Below are 12881 nucleotides of genomic sequence, written 5' to 3' on the forward strand. Positions count from 1 at the left end.
GGACAGGTTAAGAAAGCAAAAACTAGTTTCCGATCTGGTTCAGAAACAACGACATATCACCTGCTGCTGCTGCTTTCATGAGCAGTGCCCGCCATACATTGCCATTGGTGACAAACTTGTCAATTTCGGCCCGGTTCAGTGCATTTACGCTTTGCGCAAGTGTGAACAAATCCGTAAGTCCGCTTTGGTATCTTGCTTCCGCCTGATTATAGGCTCTTTGTGCGGCGCCAAGCTGAACGGGCGTAAGCCGCGCCTGTTCAAGCGATAACTGAAGCTGCATGTTGGCTTCGCGCAACTGACGATCCAGTTGCAGTTTCTGCGTTTCATAGAGTTCCTTGAAACGCTCAACCTGAAACTGCTCGCTTTTGTAGTCATTGCGAACTTTGGCAATGTTCGTCAGGTTCCAGCGCGTTGAGATTCCAAACAGATAATTAAAAACCTGATAATGAACGCCGCTTGCAAAATCGGTGCGGTATGAATCATCTTTATTTGAAATACCCGAGCCGCGTCCCCAGCCGGCAGCCAGCAGTGAAACGGAAGGCAAATACGATTTGCGTACTGCCAGGCTACGGGCGAGCGAAACATCAATCTGCGCCTGTGAAAAACGCAGTGCCGGATTTCTTAAAAATGAATCTGTCTGATCATGGGTTACGGGCAATTGCGAATAAAAACCCATGCTGTCCACTTCAATGCTGTCCTGTAATGCGCCGGTCAGTTCGGAAAGTCTCAGCCGCTGTGCTTTTTCGGAACGCTGGCTTTCGAGTAAAAGCAATTGTGCTTTGGCATATTCCGCCGCGGAAAGCGAACTGTCCACGCCGGGCCGCATTCCCGAGCTTACCGCAGCATCCGTAACCCTTTTGAAAACCAGCGCCCTTTCCAGATTCTGACGCTGTGCTTCCACCAGTTTCTGATTGATCAGCAAGACGAGATACGCATCGGCAATCCGGACCTGATGCTGAAAAAGCTCATTCTCATAATCGGCCTGATTACGGCTTAGTTCTGCTTTTGCAGACTTTACATTGGCTTTTACTTTGCCGAAATTAAAAAAGCGCCAGTCTACAAGTGCCGTTGTGAAACTGCCGAAAGTACCGGTATAAATATTCTCCGGGCGAATGCCGCCGGATGGCGAAATGGCGCTGCCTTCGTTGGGCCAGAAAGCGCCGGTGACGCTGTTGCTTGTAGCAAAAGTATACTGATCCTGTACAACCAGCGAAGGCAGATAATCGGTTTTGACAGACCGGATGCGGCTTTCAGTGTTGTGAATTTCGGCTTGTTTGGCTTTCAGGAACGGATAATTTTGCTTCCCTTTTTCCAGTATCTCCTGCAATTTTACTTTTTGCGCAGCCGCTTTGTAAACGGGCGACAGAAACAGCAGAAAAAAGGCTAGCGAATTCAGCAGGGAAAATGCCTTGCTGTGGCGCTTTCCGGAAATCGTGTTCTTGAAACTTGATTGATTCATGGAGTGAGAAAATAGATCCGACAAAAGAACTTTCTGCCGAAATTAGGGTCCGATTCTGGAAACATTTGGGAAAAAGGCTTTGAGCAAAAGCCTCATTGATCATTTATTGACTTCCCAAATGTTTCCAGTTTCCGGCTTTAACTTTGGCCGTTATCTTCAGAAATCTTGCATGAAAATATTAGTTGTAGAGGATGAAAAGGGATTGGCGGAAAGTATCGTGGATTACTTGTCCAGAGAAGGTTTTATCTGTGAAGTGGCAAATACATTCTGGCAGGCCGACGAAAAAATCAGTCTTTATCAGTACGATTGCACGATTGTGGATCTTACCTTGCCCGACGGCGATGGTTTCAGCATTATTGAAACCCTGAAAAAGATAGTTGCCACAACCGGAATCATCATCATTTCTGCCAGAAACACGCTGGAAGATAAGATCAAGGGACTGGAAATCGGGTCGGACGATTATATGACGAAGCCGTTCCATCTTTCCGAACTGAACGCACGCGTAAAATCACTCATCCGGCGCCGTTATTTTGGCGGAAGCAATGACATGATCTGGAGGGAAATCCGGGTGCAGTTAAAAGCCCGCAAGGTTTTCGTGAGTGAAAAAGAGACGCTGTTATCCAGAACAGAATACGATCTGCTGCTTTATTTTCTTTCCAATATCGACGTTGCGCTTACAAAGGAATCCATTGCGGAACATCTCTGGGGCGATCACATGGATTCGTCGGACTCGCTTGATATGGTTTATTCGCACATTAAAAACCTGCGCCGGAAAATTCTGGAAAAGGACGGAAAAGATTATATTCAGTCCATTTACGGCATCGGTTATAAATTTACTGCTTCTTGAAACTGCTGCAAAAAACCAGCCGCATTTACCTGCTGGCGTCGCTCGCTATTTATTTTGTTGTGGGAATTGCCTTTTACCGCATGATCCGGTCGATGATTTATGATGAAGTGGAAAGCAGGCTTAAAGTGGAAAAACGGGATTTTGAAACCTACATCCGCATCCATAATACGTGGGAAAGCAACTCCTATTTTGTGGAAAACAAGATTGAGGTGAAGCCTGCAAACGGCTCTTTTTCCAAAAAAGCTGTTTTTACAGACACGCTCATTCACAACCGCTACGAAGAAAGTCTGGACCCTTTCCGGCAGCTTACGTTTTATACGGTCATCAATGGAAAACCGTACCGGGTGGCGATCCGTAAATCCATGATCCAGTCTTACAAACTGATCGAAGCGGTTTCTGCGGCAATCATTGCGTTTCTGGGTCTTCTGATGATCTGTATGTTCTTTTTTCACCGGAGACTTTCCGGAAAATTATGGCAGCCGTTTTATGATTCACTAGCCCGCATCAAGGATTTTGACTGGACAAAAGATGAGAAGCTGAAACTCGCCGACAGCAATATTACGGAGTTCAACGAGCTGGGCGATGTCATGGAAAAAATGGCTTTCAAAATGCAGCATGATTATAAAAGTCTGCGCGAATTTACTGAAAACGCATCGCACGAAATCCAGACGCCGCTTGCACTCATCAATGCGCGCGTGGAGCAATTTATCCAGTCGGGCGACCTCGGGAAAGACCATACGTACTGGATTGAAGAGATTTATCATGCGTCGCGAAGAATGTCCCGGCTAAATCAGGGACTTTTGTTACTTGCAAAAATTGAAAATCAGCAGTTTACTGAATCAGAAGAAATTGATCTTTCCAAATTTGTTGAAAAAAAGCTCGGCGATTTTGAAGATATTCTTTCACACAAGCAGATTACTGTACAAATTCAGTCTTCGGGCAGCTTTTATAAAATGATGTCGCCGGCGCTTGCGGATATTATGATTGCCAATCTGCTGAACAATGCCATCAAACATAATCATGTAAACGGATTGCTTCAAATTGAAACCGCCCCTGAGTTTCTTCAGATCAGTAATTCGGGAAATGTGCTCAAAACAAATCCTGAAAGGCTTTTTGAAAGGTTTAAAAAAGAATCTTCCGGAGCCGAATCGCTGGGTCTCGGCCTTGCCATTGTAAAGCAGATTTGTGATAATTATGATCTGCATATTTCCTATGAAAATATTGACTCCATGCATATTATCCGTGTACGCACAGCTTGATTAATCAAATAAATTTCTTTTTTACCTGTCAAAAAGACACGCGTGTTACTTGTTGTAAATGGCAAGCGCAGCATTAACTCCAAGATCAATAATCTGATACGCGCCAGTTTGTTTGATAGAATCCAGCATGGTTTCTCCGGAATTGTCAAAATACAGGTACTTCGTGCCCTTTGGATTATAAGCGATGGACAACCGGCCATACCTTTGAAAGGAAGTATGAATTGCCGCATCATTCGAGATTTTATTCGGAAGATAAATTTTTGAATTGGGCGGTACGTATCCGGAAAGCTTCTTTGCTATATCAAACATCCGATCCGGTTCGGGATAAATAAGTTTGCAGGTCATCAGGATCACGGTTATTGAAGACATGGCATAAACAGACAAGCGGGTTGTAAACGGGAATTTTATTGTGATTGGTAAAAGCAGTTCAATCGTGCATGCAGCAAAAAATAATCCGACGAAAGGCAGAGCCGGCATTAGATAATAATCGCCTTGCTTTACACTGACCAGCATCGGAAAGACGACTGCGATTGTCAGCAAGAATATCAGGTAACATACATTTTTCGTCTGACCGGAGATTTTTAGTTTTAATTCATAATAAAAGTTGGCAGCCAGAAGCCCTGAAAGCAGGACGAGGTGCGGGATAATATTCGTGAACAAAAGCCTGACAAGATAAAAATGGGCAGTCCAGTCATTACTGACTTTCTCTCTTTTCTTTAACAGCGCCGCCATAACCTGTCCTTCAAAATAATGGCTGAGAAAATAATGAGCTGGCGGATACTGAAGAAGGAGGAGCATCAACGATAGAAATCCGCCCAGCATCGTTAAGGTGCCTGATAAGGCAGGTTTAAAAAAGACCTTTCCATAAACCAGCGAATAAATTGCCGGGAACGCAAGCGGAAAAATCCCGGCAGGACCTTTCGTCATACATGCAAAAAAGATCATGACTCCCGCAAGCAGCCAGCAACCGGGTTTGAACTGGCTTGCCGTAATGGCTGTCAGTTGAAAGTAGCAGGAACACAGGCAAAAGACAGCCATGGTTGTGTCGAGTAGATTGTTGGGTACACTCCACCATACAATTCGGAGGCCGTACCAAAGTAAAACGGGCAGCCATGCGTGTTCCCCGACCGGACTGTTATGCTCAAACAATTTTTGCCAGACCCTGACGATCAGCCAGATGCTTGCCAGCAGAATGATTGTATTATAGCTATTTTCGACGGCCATTGTATCTCCCAGAATTCTGAATAAAACCGATTGAAGTCCGAACATCAATGGCGGATGTTCGCAGAAAAACAAGCATTGATTGTAGGGCAGCCAGAATGAATCCGCAAAATGCGGTTCCCAGAATGTGCCTTGTCCCAAAGCCATATTCCTCGAAATTGCAGCATAGGCCAGCCCGTCGATAAACAATACATGGTCAAACGATCTCGGAATAAAAGTCATCCCTATAAAACAGATCGTCAAAAGCCAGCCCGGATTTTTAGTAAACTCTTTTTGCCTGCGCAAATCAAGTTCCTTTCCTGAATCCATTTACAGAACTGTTTTAATATAGTAAACAGCGGAAATGAGGTTCTAAAAGGCTTCCTTTTTTGAAAAAGCCTTGTCCGTTTTGATTGGCTGAACCGATTGCTGCCTTCTTCTGCGTGAAGCCGAAAGCGCTGAATTGCTGTTTACTAAAATCCATTGGATTTGTGTGTATATATAAATTTGATCAATGACAGCCTCCCGGCAACTTTCAAGGTTGTCAGGAAGCATCAGCCAATAAATGTAGCACAAGATCAAATTAGCCGGCAGAGCTGTTTATCCGAAGGTTAAGCTGAGTTATCAACAGGGATATTTTTGCAGACAATAGCCATTATTGATAGCCATTGACTATTACTTCGCTACTTTTTGCAGCTCCGCATCCAATGTTTGATTATTCGGAAATTCCTGCGGTATCCAGCGGTTCACGATCTTGCCGGATGCATTTATAACCAGAAACGGATAGCGGATATCGATGGCGTATTTTTCTTTCAGCACTTCCATCGCTGCGTCGGAAGCCCAGAGGTGTTTTACGCCGGCTCTTTCCTTGACGTATTTTTTCCAGGTTCTTAATGGAATTCCGGGCGCGACCAAAACATAGACAAACATTGCTTTATCGGCATATTTATCTTCAAATACTTTCAGCGCGGGTTCGTGCTGACCGATGCTGAATGAAAAAACCATACAAACAGGTTTGCCGGAAAGCGAAGAAACCGCAATGGAAGAACTGTCGGGAGCCAGCAACGTAACATCCGGAACAGAAGCGCCGGGCTGCAAGGATTCTTTTGTCCGGATCAGTCTGGAAATATATTCGGAATAAGGCGATTGCGGAAAGGTCGTTTTGTAATCTGCAAGAAGCATTTTACCGGTTTCGATGGAGGGGATTGCCGTTGCGGCATAATTAAGCCAGTAGGTGAGCAGATATTCCTTCTGTTTCGGGAAAGCGGCCAATTTTTCCTTACTGAAAGCATAGACATCCTTCAACGCTTCCGGACTGATTTCATACCGCGAACCGGATTCAAGCGGAAACCTGCGTGTGGACGGAATCAGTACCCAGTTGCGCAGTTCGTCACGATAAGCCTGGCTCAGCAATGCGTCGTCCGGCTGTATTTTGAAATCGGTCAGTGTGAAATCTTCCAGTTCTTTCCGTTGCGCGGCATCCAGTTTCACGACCCGGTTGCGGCGCATGATTTTTTCCTGAATGAGTCTTCTCATGAGGGAAGGTTCCGTATGAGTCGTAGCCATGACGTAAGCCTCGAATGCAGGAACGACCGTGTTGGAACTTTTGAATTTCTGAAACGCGTTCAGACGCACTTGTTTCAGACTGTCGCTTTGCTGCACGACGCTTTCATTATTGATCTGCGAAGGTTTGTAGCCGAATACGGGTAAATACTGAAACTGGTTTTCAAGAAAGTAACTTTTCAGAAAATCCTGATATGCGGCATTTTTTCCGGAAAAGGAAACATCCGCGTTGTCAGAGAAATTAATATTCAGTTCGTCGCCCGGCTGCACAAACAGCATCCAGGTTTTATTGACGCCGTTTCCGCTATACTGAAGCCGCATTATTTTAGGTTCATTCAGTTTGACGACGGCTTTTTCACTCGTTTTTTTGTTAAAGTTTACGGATGCTGCGGTTTCCAGACGGGTATCGGCAAGCCCGGTGCCCAGGTTGGGATGAAAGTGTACATCTTCCAGAATGAGCGTGGCAGTGGCCGGACCTGGTTTTGAGGCTGTTAAAGTCAGTATGGCTGTGTTCTGGGCATTTGCAATAAATCCGGTAAACAACAGTATAATAAATAGTGCTTTTTTCATTTTGTGTATCCGTGAGAAGTATAGAATGTGAATGTGATTTTTAAAAACTGTGCCAATATACGTAACATAAATGTGCCAAAGCCCTCAACTTATTTTAACTTAGCCTTTCCATTTCTGTCTATTTTCAGATGAGCCGCGTATCTGTTTTTCAATTCAATGCCCTTCGTTCCCGCTTTGAGGGAGAACTTTATTTTGACAATTCTACCGTACATGCTGCGCAGCGTTCCGTTTACGCAACGGATGCTTCCGTTTATCAGGAACTGCCACTGGCCGTTGCGCTGCCGCGTACAACCGAAGATATTCAGAGATTGATAGCATTCGCAGATGCAAATAAAATTACGCTGATCCCGCGTGCAGCCGGCACTTCACTGGCCGGACAAGTGGTCGGAAGCGGGATTGTTGTGGATATTTCAAAACATTTCAATCGGGTTCTGGAAGTGAATGTTCAGGAAAAATGGGTAAAAGTACAGCCCGGCGTTATCCGCGACGACCTGAACAAGCATCTTGCACAATACGGATTGCTTTTCGGACCGGAAACGTCCACAGCAAGCCGGGCCATGATCGGCGGGATGATCGGCAACAATTCCTGTGGGCTGCATTCCATTACATGGGGTTCCACAAGAGATCATCTGCTGGAAGTAAAAGCCTTGCTTTCAGACGGAAGTGAAACTGTTTTTAAAAATGAGCATGTGGCCGATTATACCGGCGCAATGGCAGCAAAGCAGATCAAAAGTCAGCGCGAGCAAGCCATTCGTGCGGGCATGTACGGGCTCGTTTCCAATCCTTTAGATCAGGAACTGATCCGGAAACAGTTTCCCAAAGCAACCGTAACGCGTCGCAATTCGGGGTATGCACTGGATGCGCTGGTCAGTAATTTTACTAAAAATGAAATCAATCTTTGTAACCTTATTGCCGGCTCGGAAGGGACTTTATGTTTTGTGACCGAGGCCAAACTGGCATTGGTGGATGTGCCGCCGGCTTCGGTAGGCGTTGTCTGTGTTCATACCCGTTCGCTGGACGAATCGCTTTTTGCCAACCACATTGCCATGAAGCACCGCCCGAAAGCTTCCGAACTTGTGGACCGGTACATCATGGATTTTACGAAAGAACATACCATTTACTCCCAAAACCGTTTTTTCATGGAAGGCGATCCGGCGGCTTTGCTGATGGTCGAATTCTGGGGAAATCATGAAGATCAAGTCAGAATGCAGGCCGATGCGCTGGTTGCGGAACTCCGGGAAAATAAACTGGGATACGCTTATCCGCTGCTTTTTGGTAAAGATGCCGACAAAGCCTGGGAAATCAGAAAGGCAGGATTAGGACTGATCCGGAACCTTCCCGGCGATACACAGCCGGTAAACCTGATTGAAGACTGCGCCGTTGCCGTTGAGGACTTGCCTGCATACATTGCTGAAGTCGAGATTTTGCTGAAAGAACACGGATTGCACGCTTCGTACTATGCACATGCCGGCGCAGGCGAGCTGCATGTGGAACCCATGATCAATCTGAAAACCAGTGCCGGCAAGGAGCTGTTCCGCAAAGTACTGGCGGATACGGCGAAACTCGTGAAGAAATACAACGGTGCACTTTCGGGCGAGCATGGCGACGGACGGCTCCGGGGCGAATTCATTCCTTTTATGATGGGCGAGGAAGTATATGAAATGTTTCGTCAGGTAAAAAGGATCTGGGACCCGAAAGGCATTTTCAACGCCAATAAAATCGTGGATACGCCTCCGATGAACGAATTCCTGCGTTACGAACAGGACAAGCCTCAGCCGAAGATCGAAACGACATTTGATTTCACCAAAGAAGAAGGCATGCTGCGCCTGTCCGAAAAATGCAGCGGTTCAGGCGACTGCCGTAAAACAGAACTGACCGGCGGAACCATGTGCCCGAGCTACATGGCCACACGCCGCGAAAGGGACACGACAAGGGCAAGGGCAAACATCCTGCGGCAATACCTTACGCCCGACAATGAGAAGACCGAAATCGCGCCTACGCAGGAAATGGTAAAGGAAATTCTGGATCTGTGCCTGTCGTGCAAAGGATGCAAATCGGAATGCCCGTCGAGCGTGGACATCGGGAAAATGAAAGCGGAATTTACGCAGCAGTACTATGAAACAAATGGCGTTCCGCTGAGAAGCAAACTGATTGCAGGATTTTCACAGCAAATGAAACTGGCTTCCATCGCACCCTGGGCTTTCAACAGTGTATTCGGAACGCCTGCGTTGCGGAAAATGGCGAATAAAATGGTCGGGTTTCATCCGGACCGAAGCATGCCGCTGCTGCACAGGGAAACGTTGATGCAATGGTGGAAAAAGAGAAAAGCCGGGAAATCAGTCGCTAATACAAAGGCTGCCTTTAGTCGGAAAGTATATCTGTTCTGCGATGAATTTACAAATTATAACGATGTCGAAATCGGAAAAGCAACCATAAGTCTGCTTGAAAAACTGGGTTATGAAGTCGAAATTCCTCAGCATGTCGATTCCGGAAGGTCTTATCTTTCCAAGGGGTTTGTAAAGGAAGCGCAGAAATTTGCCATCAAAAATGTGGAGCTGCTTGAAGATCTTGTTACTTATGACACGCCTCTGATCGGAATAGAGCCGTCGGCTCTGTTGTCGTTCCGGGATGAATACCTTGCGCTTGTTCCTGAAAATCTGAAAGAAAATGCAGAAAAGATCTCTGCAAATGCAATGCTTTTTGAAGAATTCATAGCCCGCGAAATAGATGCAAAGCGTATTGACAAGAGTGTTTTTACACAAAAAAAGCAACTGATCAAGTTGCACGGGCATTGTCACCAGAAAGCGTTGTCTACTTTGTCTGCATCCAAAAAGGCACTGTCTCTGCCGGAAAATTATCAGGTTCAGCTGATCCCGTCAGGCTGCTGCGGAATGGCCGGTTCGTTCGGGTATGAAGAAGAACATTATGAAGTTTCCATGCAAATAGGTGAACTTGTTCTTTTTCCCGCAGTACGTAAACAGCCTGAGGACGTGATCATTGCGTCTGCCGGAACCAGCTGCCGTCATCAGATAAAAGACGGGACAGGACGTTACTCAAAACATCCTGCCGAGATTTTATGGGATGCACTGGTCAAATAGCCTTATTCAGTTCCGCGGACATGCTCCATAATCGTATCCGAATGCAGTTCCTGCGTTGTATCCGAAGCAACAGAGTTGGAATCAGCAGAAGCATTGGTAACGGAAGGTGGCTCCGATTCGCGGAAGCTTTCGTTATGATTAAAGAATCCGCCCCAGAATGCTATCCCCATCAATACAACTCCGACACCTAAAATCCATTTCCAAACATTTTTGGTATTCTTGGTTGCTCTGGTTTCTTTGTCTGTTTCTCGCCTGTCCATAGGTTCAATGATTTAGTTTATCTTCAACATATACCAAATTTGTACCAAGCTTTAATCAGCGATTTTAAGGCTGTTTTTATAACATTGTGTTGATAAAATTTCCCCTAGCCAAGTACAAAGGGAATTTTATAATAAAACGCTTGTATTTCGTGTTACCTAGTAAAATATCCAGCTTACCTTCGTGATTTTTCGGATAAAAAGTAAAATTATATAGCCATATACATGAATAATTTCAACAGGTTTTTCCTTTTTCTGTCTGCTTTGTTTCTGTTAACCCGGCTAAGTGGCCTGGCTCAGGATACGCGCAGCTTCTTTTCGGTGACAGGCGGTTACAGCTTGCCGGTTGGCGAACTTGCACGGGAAAAACTGAACGATCCGCTTGCGGGCCTTGCAGGTTCCGGTTATTTCGGCCAGGTAAATTATGATTTCAGGATTGCGAGATGGCTTGGACTGCGTGCTTCAGGAAGCATGAATATCAATAAAACCAATTCAGCACCGATTATTGAAAAAGCCAATTCGTATGCACAGGTGCTTGGCGAAAGTTTTACATGGCAGAACAACGTTTCAACATGGAAACTGAATGCGGCCATGATCGGACCGGCATTGTACCTCAACATGAACCGGGTACAGATTGAAGTGCATGCACAGGTCGGAAAGGTGTGGGCCAAATCGCCGTCGGTTAAAATGACCGGACTTTCAGAATCCGGTGGTGAGCCTATTGATGTAAGTCTGCGCTCCGCTTCAACGAGCGCCTATGGACTTGCCGGCGGCGGAAGCCTGCGCTTTCCGCTGGCCGGAAAACTGTTTTTCCAGATAAGCGGGGATGTAATCGGGGCACAGGCAGAAATTCGCAACTTGTCCATCCGAGCCGTAAGAGGGAATTTTGATCTCTCGGACAAAATAAGTGAAAAACGCTTTATCGGCGTCGTAAATGCAGGAGCAGGGTTTGGGATTGCATTTTAATTTTTGCTGATGGGAAGAAGGAGGGAGGAAGGAATAAAGGAGGAAGGGAGAAAGAAAGAAAAAGAGGAAGGGGAAATAAAGGGATAAGGGAAATACTTGGCACGAGTCAATATTTCCCTTCTCCCTTCTCCCTTTTACCTTTTTACCCTCCTCCTTTGTCCCTTATCCCTTTTACCTTCTCACTTTGCAAACCAAAGCTTCATTTTCATATCATTCTTTCCGCCTTGGTTCGTTAATGCCGATGAAAAATTTTCATAGTTCAGCGATTCTTCCGAGCTTGGATAGGGCAGGCGTGTCGGAATGATGTTCTGATTGGTATTCAGCACCGGCGGTGAAAGTGCCGGAAGACCTGTTCTGCGGTATTCGGTCCATGCTTCCAGACCTTGTCCGTACAATGCGATCCACTTTTGTTCCATAATTTGCGTGTAGCTTTCTGCACCGGTTTTCAATGCATTGGTTGTCAAATAAGCAGGCGGAACGGTCAGTTTGTACTGAGCAAATGAAGCCGTAATGGCATCCGAGTAATTTTTGGCGGCGGTTCCGGCAACCGTTAGTCCTTTGTAGGCAAATTCCGCTTTCAGGAACAGCAGTTCTGCATAAGTCATGATGACGCCCGGTGCCGTGGCCGCAACGAAATAATCGCCTACTTTGGAAGTTTTGGAAAGTCCGAGTGCATTGGCATCCGATGAAGACAAGCCGTTCGGAACGCCTTTGAATTCGCCTCCGTCAGCAGGTTTATTGGCATACACAGCCAGACGAGGATCGCTCAGCGCAAGCAGTTTATTTACCAGAGTCGCGCTTACGCGGTGATCGTCACGCGTTTTACGGTTCTGATTGATCGGATTGTTATTATTGGTCGCGTCCAGATAATTAAGCTGCACATTGTCGGCAACGGATTCTAGAACGGGATACTTTGCAGGATCGCTCAGGATGCGGGTGATTTCTGATTTTACATCAATGGGTGCATCCGCCTTGTCAATCATGCGGCTAAGCAGGCGAAGGCTCAGCGAATTGGCGAATTTTTTCCATTTGGTAAGATCGCCGTTGAACAGAATGTCGCCTGTAATGGCTTTATCCTTGTTGGCTGCATCGATCATTTCTCCTGCCGCTTTCAACTCCGCAATGACGCCGGCATATACATTTTTCTGCGCATCATACTTGGGCAGAAGATTTCCTTCCAATCCTTGCAGCGCGTCCGTATAAGGAATATCGCCGTAAATATCCGCCAGTAAAGAGAAAACCCACGAACGAAGGATCATTGCAACCGCCTGATAATTCTGGTTACCCGATTCCTGGCTGATTTTGTAAATGCGCTGATAATCGGCCAGTGACTCGATGTAGAGCGTTTGCCAGCCGGTTGTGTAAACATCACTGGAAACCGTGTACTGATCAATATCCGTATACTGAATACGCGCCCAGTGCTGCGAAAAACCGTCGCCGACATCCTGACCAATCGCGCCGCCCCAGTAAAGATCCACGGCACTCTGGATTCCGTGCGGCAAAAAAAGGTCAGCGGTTCCGGAAGCTGCGCTGTTGTTGTTGGTATTTACTTCATCAAAATCACCCGTACATGCAGACAAACACAGAATGGAAGCAGCTAGCAAGGTTTTTGAGCGTAATGAATATATGATTTTTTTCATTGTAAAAGTCGGTTAAATAAAG

Annotated in this window: 9 protein-coding genes; 4 read left to right on the plus strand and 5 right to left on the minus strand. The window is 46.0% G+C overall.

Annotation, left to right across the window (positions count from 1 at the left end; translation table 11 throughout):
* Window positions 1-22: 22 nt before the first annotated feature.
* Entirely contained in the window at window positions 23-1459 is a 1437-nt protein-coding gene (locus tag FEM55_RS07835; protein ID WP_138280788.1) for a TolC family protein, read from the minus strand.
* 169 nt (window positions 1460-1628) lie between these two features.
* Between FEM55_RS07835 and FEM55_RS07840 the strand changes: the two genes are divergently transcribed.
* Window positions 1629-2306 carry a response regulator transcription factor gene (locus FEM55_RS07840; RefSeq protein ID WP_138280789.1) on the plus strand — a complete coding sequence of 226 codons (678 nt, stop codon included), beginning with the start codon at window positions 1629-1631 and terminating at the stop codon, window positions 2304-2306.
* Window positions 2303-3565 carry a sensor histidine kinase gene (locus tag FEM55_RS07845; protein ID WP_138280790.1) on the plus strand — a complete coding sequence of 421 codons (1263 nt, stop codon included), beginning with the start codon at window positions 2303-2305 and terminating at the stop codon, window positions 3563-3565. The genes FEM55_RS07840 and FEM55_RS07845 overlap by 4 nt, the downstream gene beginning before the upstream one ends.
* A 45-nt stretch (window positions 3566-3610) precedes the next feature.
* On the opposite strand, the gene FEM55_RS07850 is transcribed toward FEM55_RS07845, so the two are convergent.
* Both FEM55_RS07850 and FEM55_RS07855 read right to left on the minus strand, forming a co-directional pair.
* Window positions 3611-5095: an ArnT family glycosyltransferase gene (locus FEM55_RS07850; protein WP_138280791.1), complete on the minus strand. Its 1485-nt coding sequence runs from the start codon at window positions 5093-5095 to the stop codon at window positions 3611-3613.
* Window positions 5096-5440: 345 nt separating this feature from the next.
* Window positions 5441-6898 carry a TlpA family protein disulfide reductase gene (locus FEM55_RS07855; RefSeq protein ID WP_138280792.1) on the minus strand — a complete coding sequence of 486 codons (1458 nt, stop codon included), beginning with the start codon at window positions 6896-6898 and terminating at the stop codon, window positions 5441-5443.
* Window positions 6899-7026: 128 nt separating this feature from the next.
* Here FEM55_RS07855 and FEM55_RS07860 point away from each other — a divergent pair, with 128 nt between their 5' ends.
* Complete coding sequence (locus tag FEM55_RS07860; protein ID WP_138280793.1) at window positions 7027-9996, plus strand: FAD-binding and (Fe-S)-binding domain-containing protein; 2970 nt, start codon at window positions 7027-7029, stop codon at window positions 9994-9996.
* 2 nt (window positions 9997-9998) lie between these two features.
* Here the strand turns inward: FEM55_RS07860 and FEM55_RS07865 are convergent, their stop codons facing one another.
* The gene (locus tag FEM55_RS07865; protein WP_138280794.1) at window positions 9999-10256 is read right to left on the minus strand and encodes a hypothetical protein; all 258 of its coding nucleotides are present in this window, start codon (window positions 10254-10256) and stop codon (window positions 9999-10001) included.
* Between the two features lie 222 nt (window positions 10257-10478).
* On the opposite strand from FEM55_RS07865, the gene FEM55_RS07870 reads away from it, so the two are divergent.
* Window positions 10479-11219, plus strand: coding sequence for a hypothetical protein (locus FEM55_RS07870; RefSeq protein ID WP_138280795.1), 741 nt, complete (start codon window positions 10479-10481; stop codon window positions 11217-11219).
* Window positions 11220-11398: 179 nt separating this feature from the next.
* Here FEM55_RS07870 and FEM55_RS07875 read toward each other — a convergent pair whose 3' ends face one another.
* Window positions 11399-12859 carry a SusD/RagB family nutrient-binding outer membrane lipoprotein gene (locus FEM55_RS07875; protein ID WP_138280796.1) on the minus strand — a complete coding sequence of 487 codons (1461 nt, stop codon included), beginning with the start codon at window positions 12857-12859 and terminating at the stop codon, window positions 11399-11401.
* Between the last annotated feature and the right edge of the window lie 22 nt (window positions 12860-12881).

The organism is Dyadobacter sediminis, from assembly GCF_005860765.1.
GTDB classification, from domain to species: Bacteria; Bacteroidota; Bacteroidia; order Cytophagales; family Spirosomataceae; genus Dyadobacter; species Dyadobacter sediminis.

What these genes read in the sequence shown, in the direction of transcription:
- FEM55_RS07840 (WP_138280789.1), top strand. Translation starts at nt 1,629, where the DNA reads ATGAAAATATTAGTTGTAGAGGATGAAAAGGGATTGGCGGAAAGTATC.
- FEM55_RS07860 (WP_138280793.1), top strand. Translation starts at nt 7,027, where the DNA reads ATGAGCCGCGTATCTGTTTTTCAATTCAATGCCCTTCGTTCCCGCTTT.
- FEM55_RS07850 (WP_138280791.1), bottom strand. Translation starts at nt 5,095, where the DNA reads ATGGATTCAGGAAAGGAACTTGATTTGCGCAGGCAAAAAGAGTTTACT.
- FEM55_RS07870 (WP_138280795.1), top strand. Translation starts at nt 10,479, where the DNA reads ATGAATAATTTCAACAGGTTTTTCCTTTTTCTGTCTGCTTTGTTTCTG.
- FEM55_RS07855 (WP_138280792.1), bottom strand. Translation starts at nt 6,898, where the DNA reads ATGAAAAAAGCACTATTTATTATACTGTTGTTTACCGGATTTATTGCA.
- FEM55_RS07835 (WP_138280788.1), bottom strand. Translation starts at nt 1,459, where the DNA reads ATGAATCAATCAAGTTTCAAGAACACGATTTCCGGAAAGCGCCACAGC.
- FEM55_RS07875 (WP_138280796.1), bottom strand. Translation starts at nt 12,859, where the DNA reads ATGAAAAAAATCATATATTCATTACGCTCAAAAACCTTGCTAGCTGCT.
- FEM55_RS07865 (WP_138280794.1), bottom strand. Translation starts at nt 10,256, where the DNA reads ATGGACAGGCGAGAAACAGACAAAGAAACCAGAGCAACCAAGAATACC.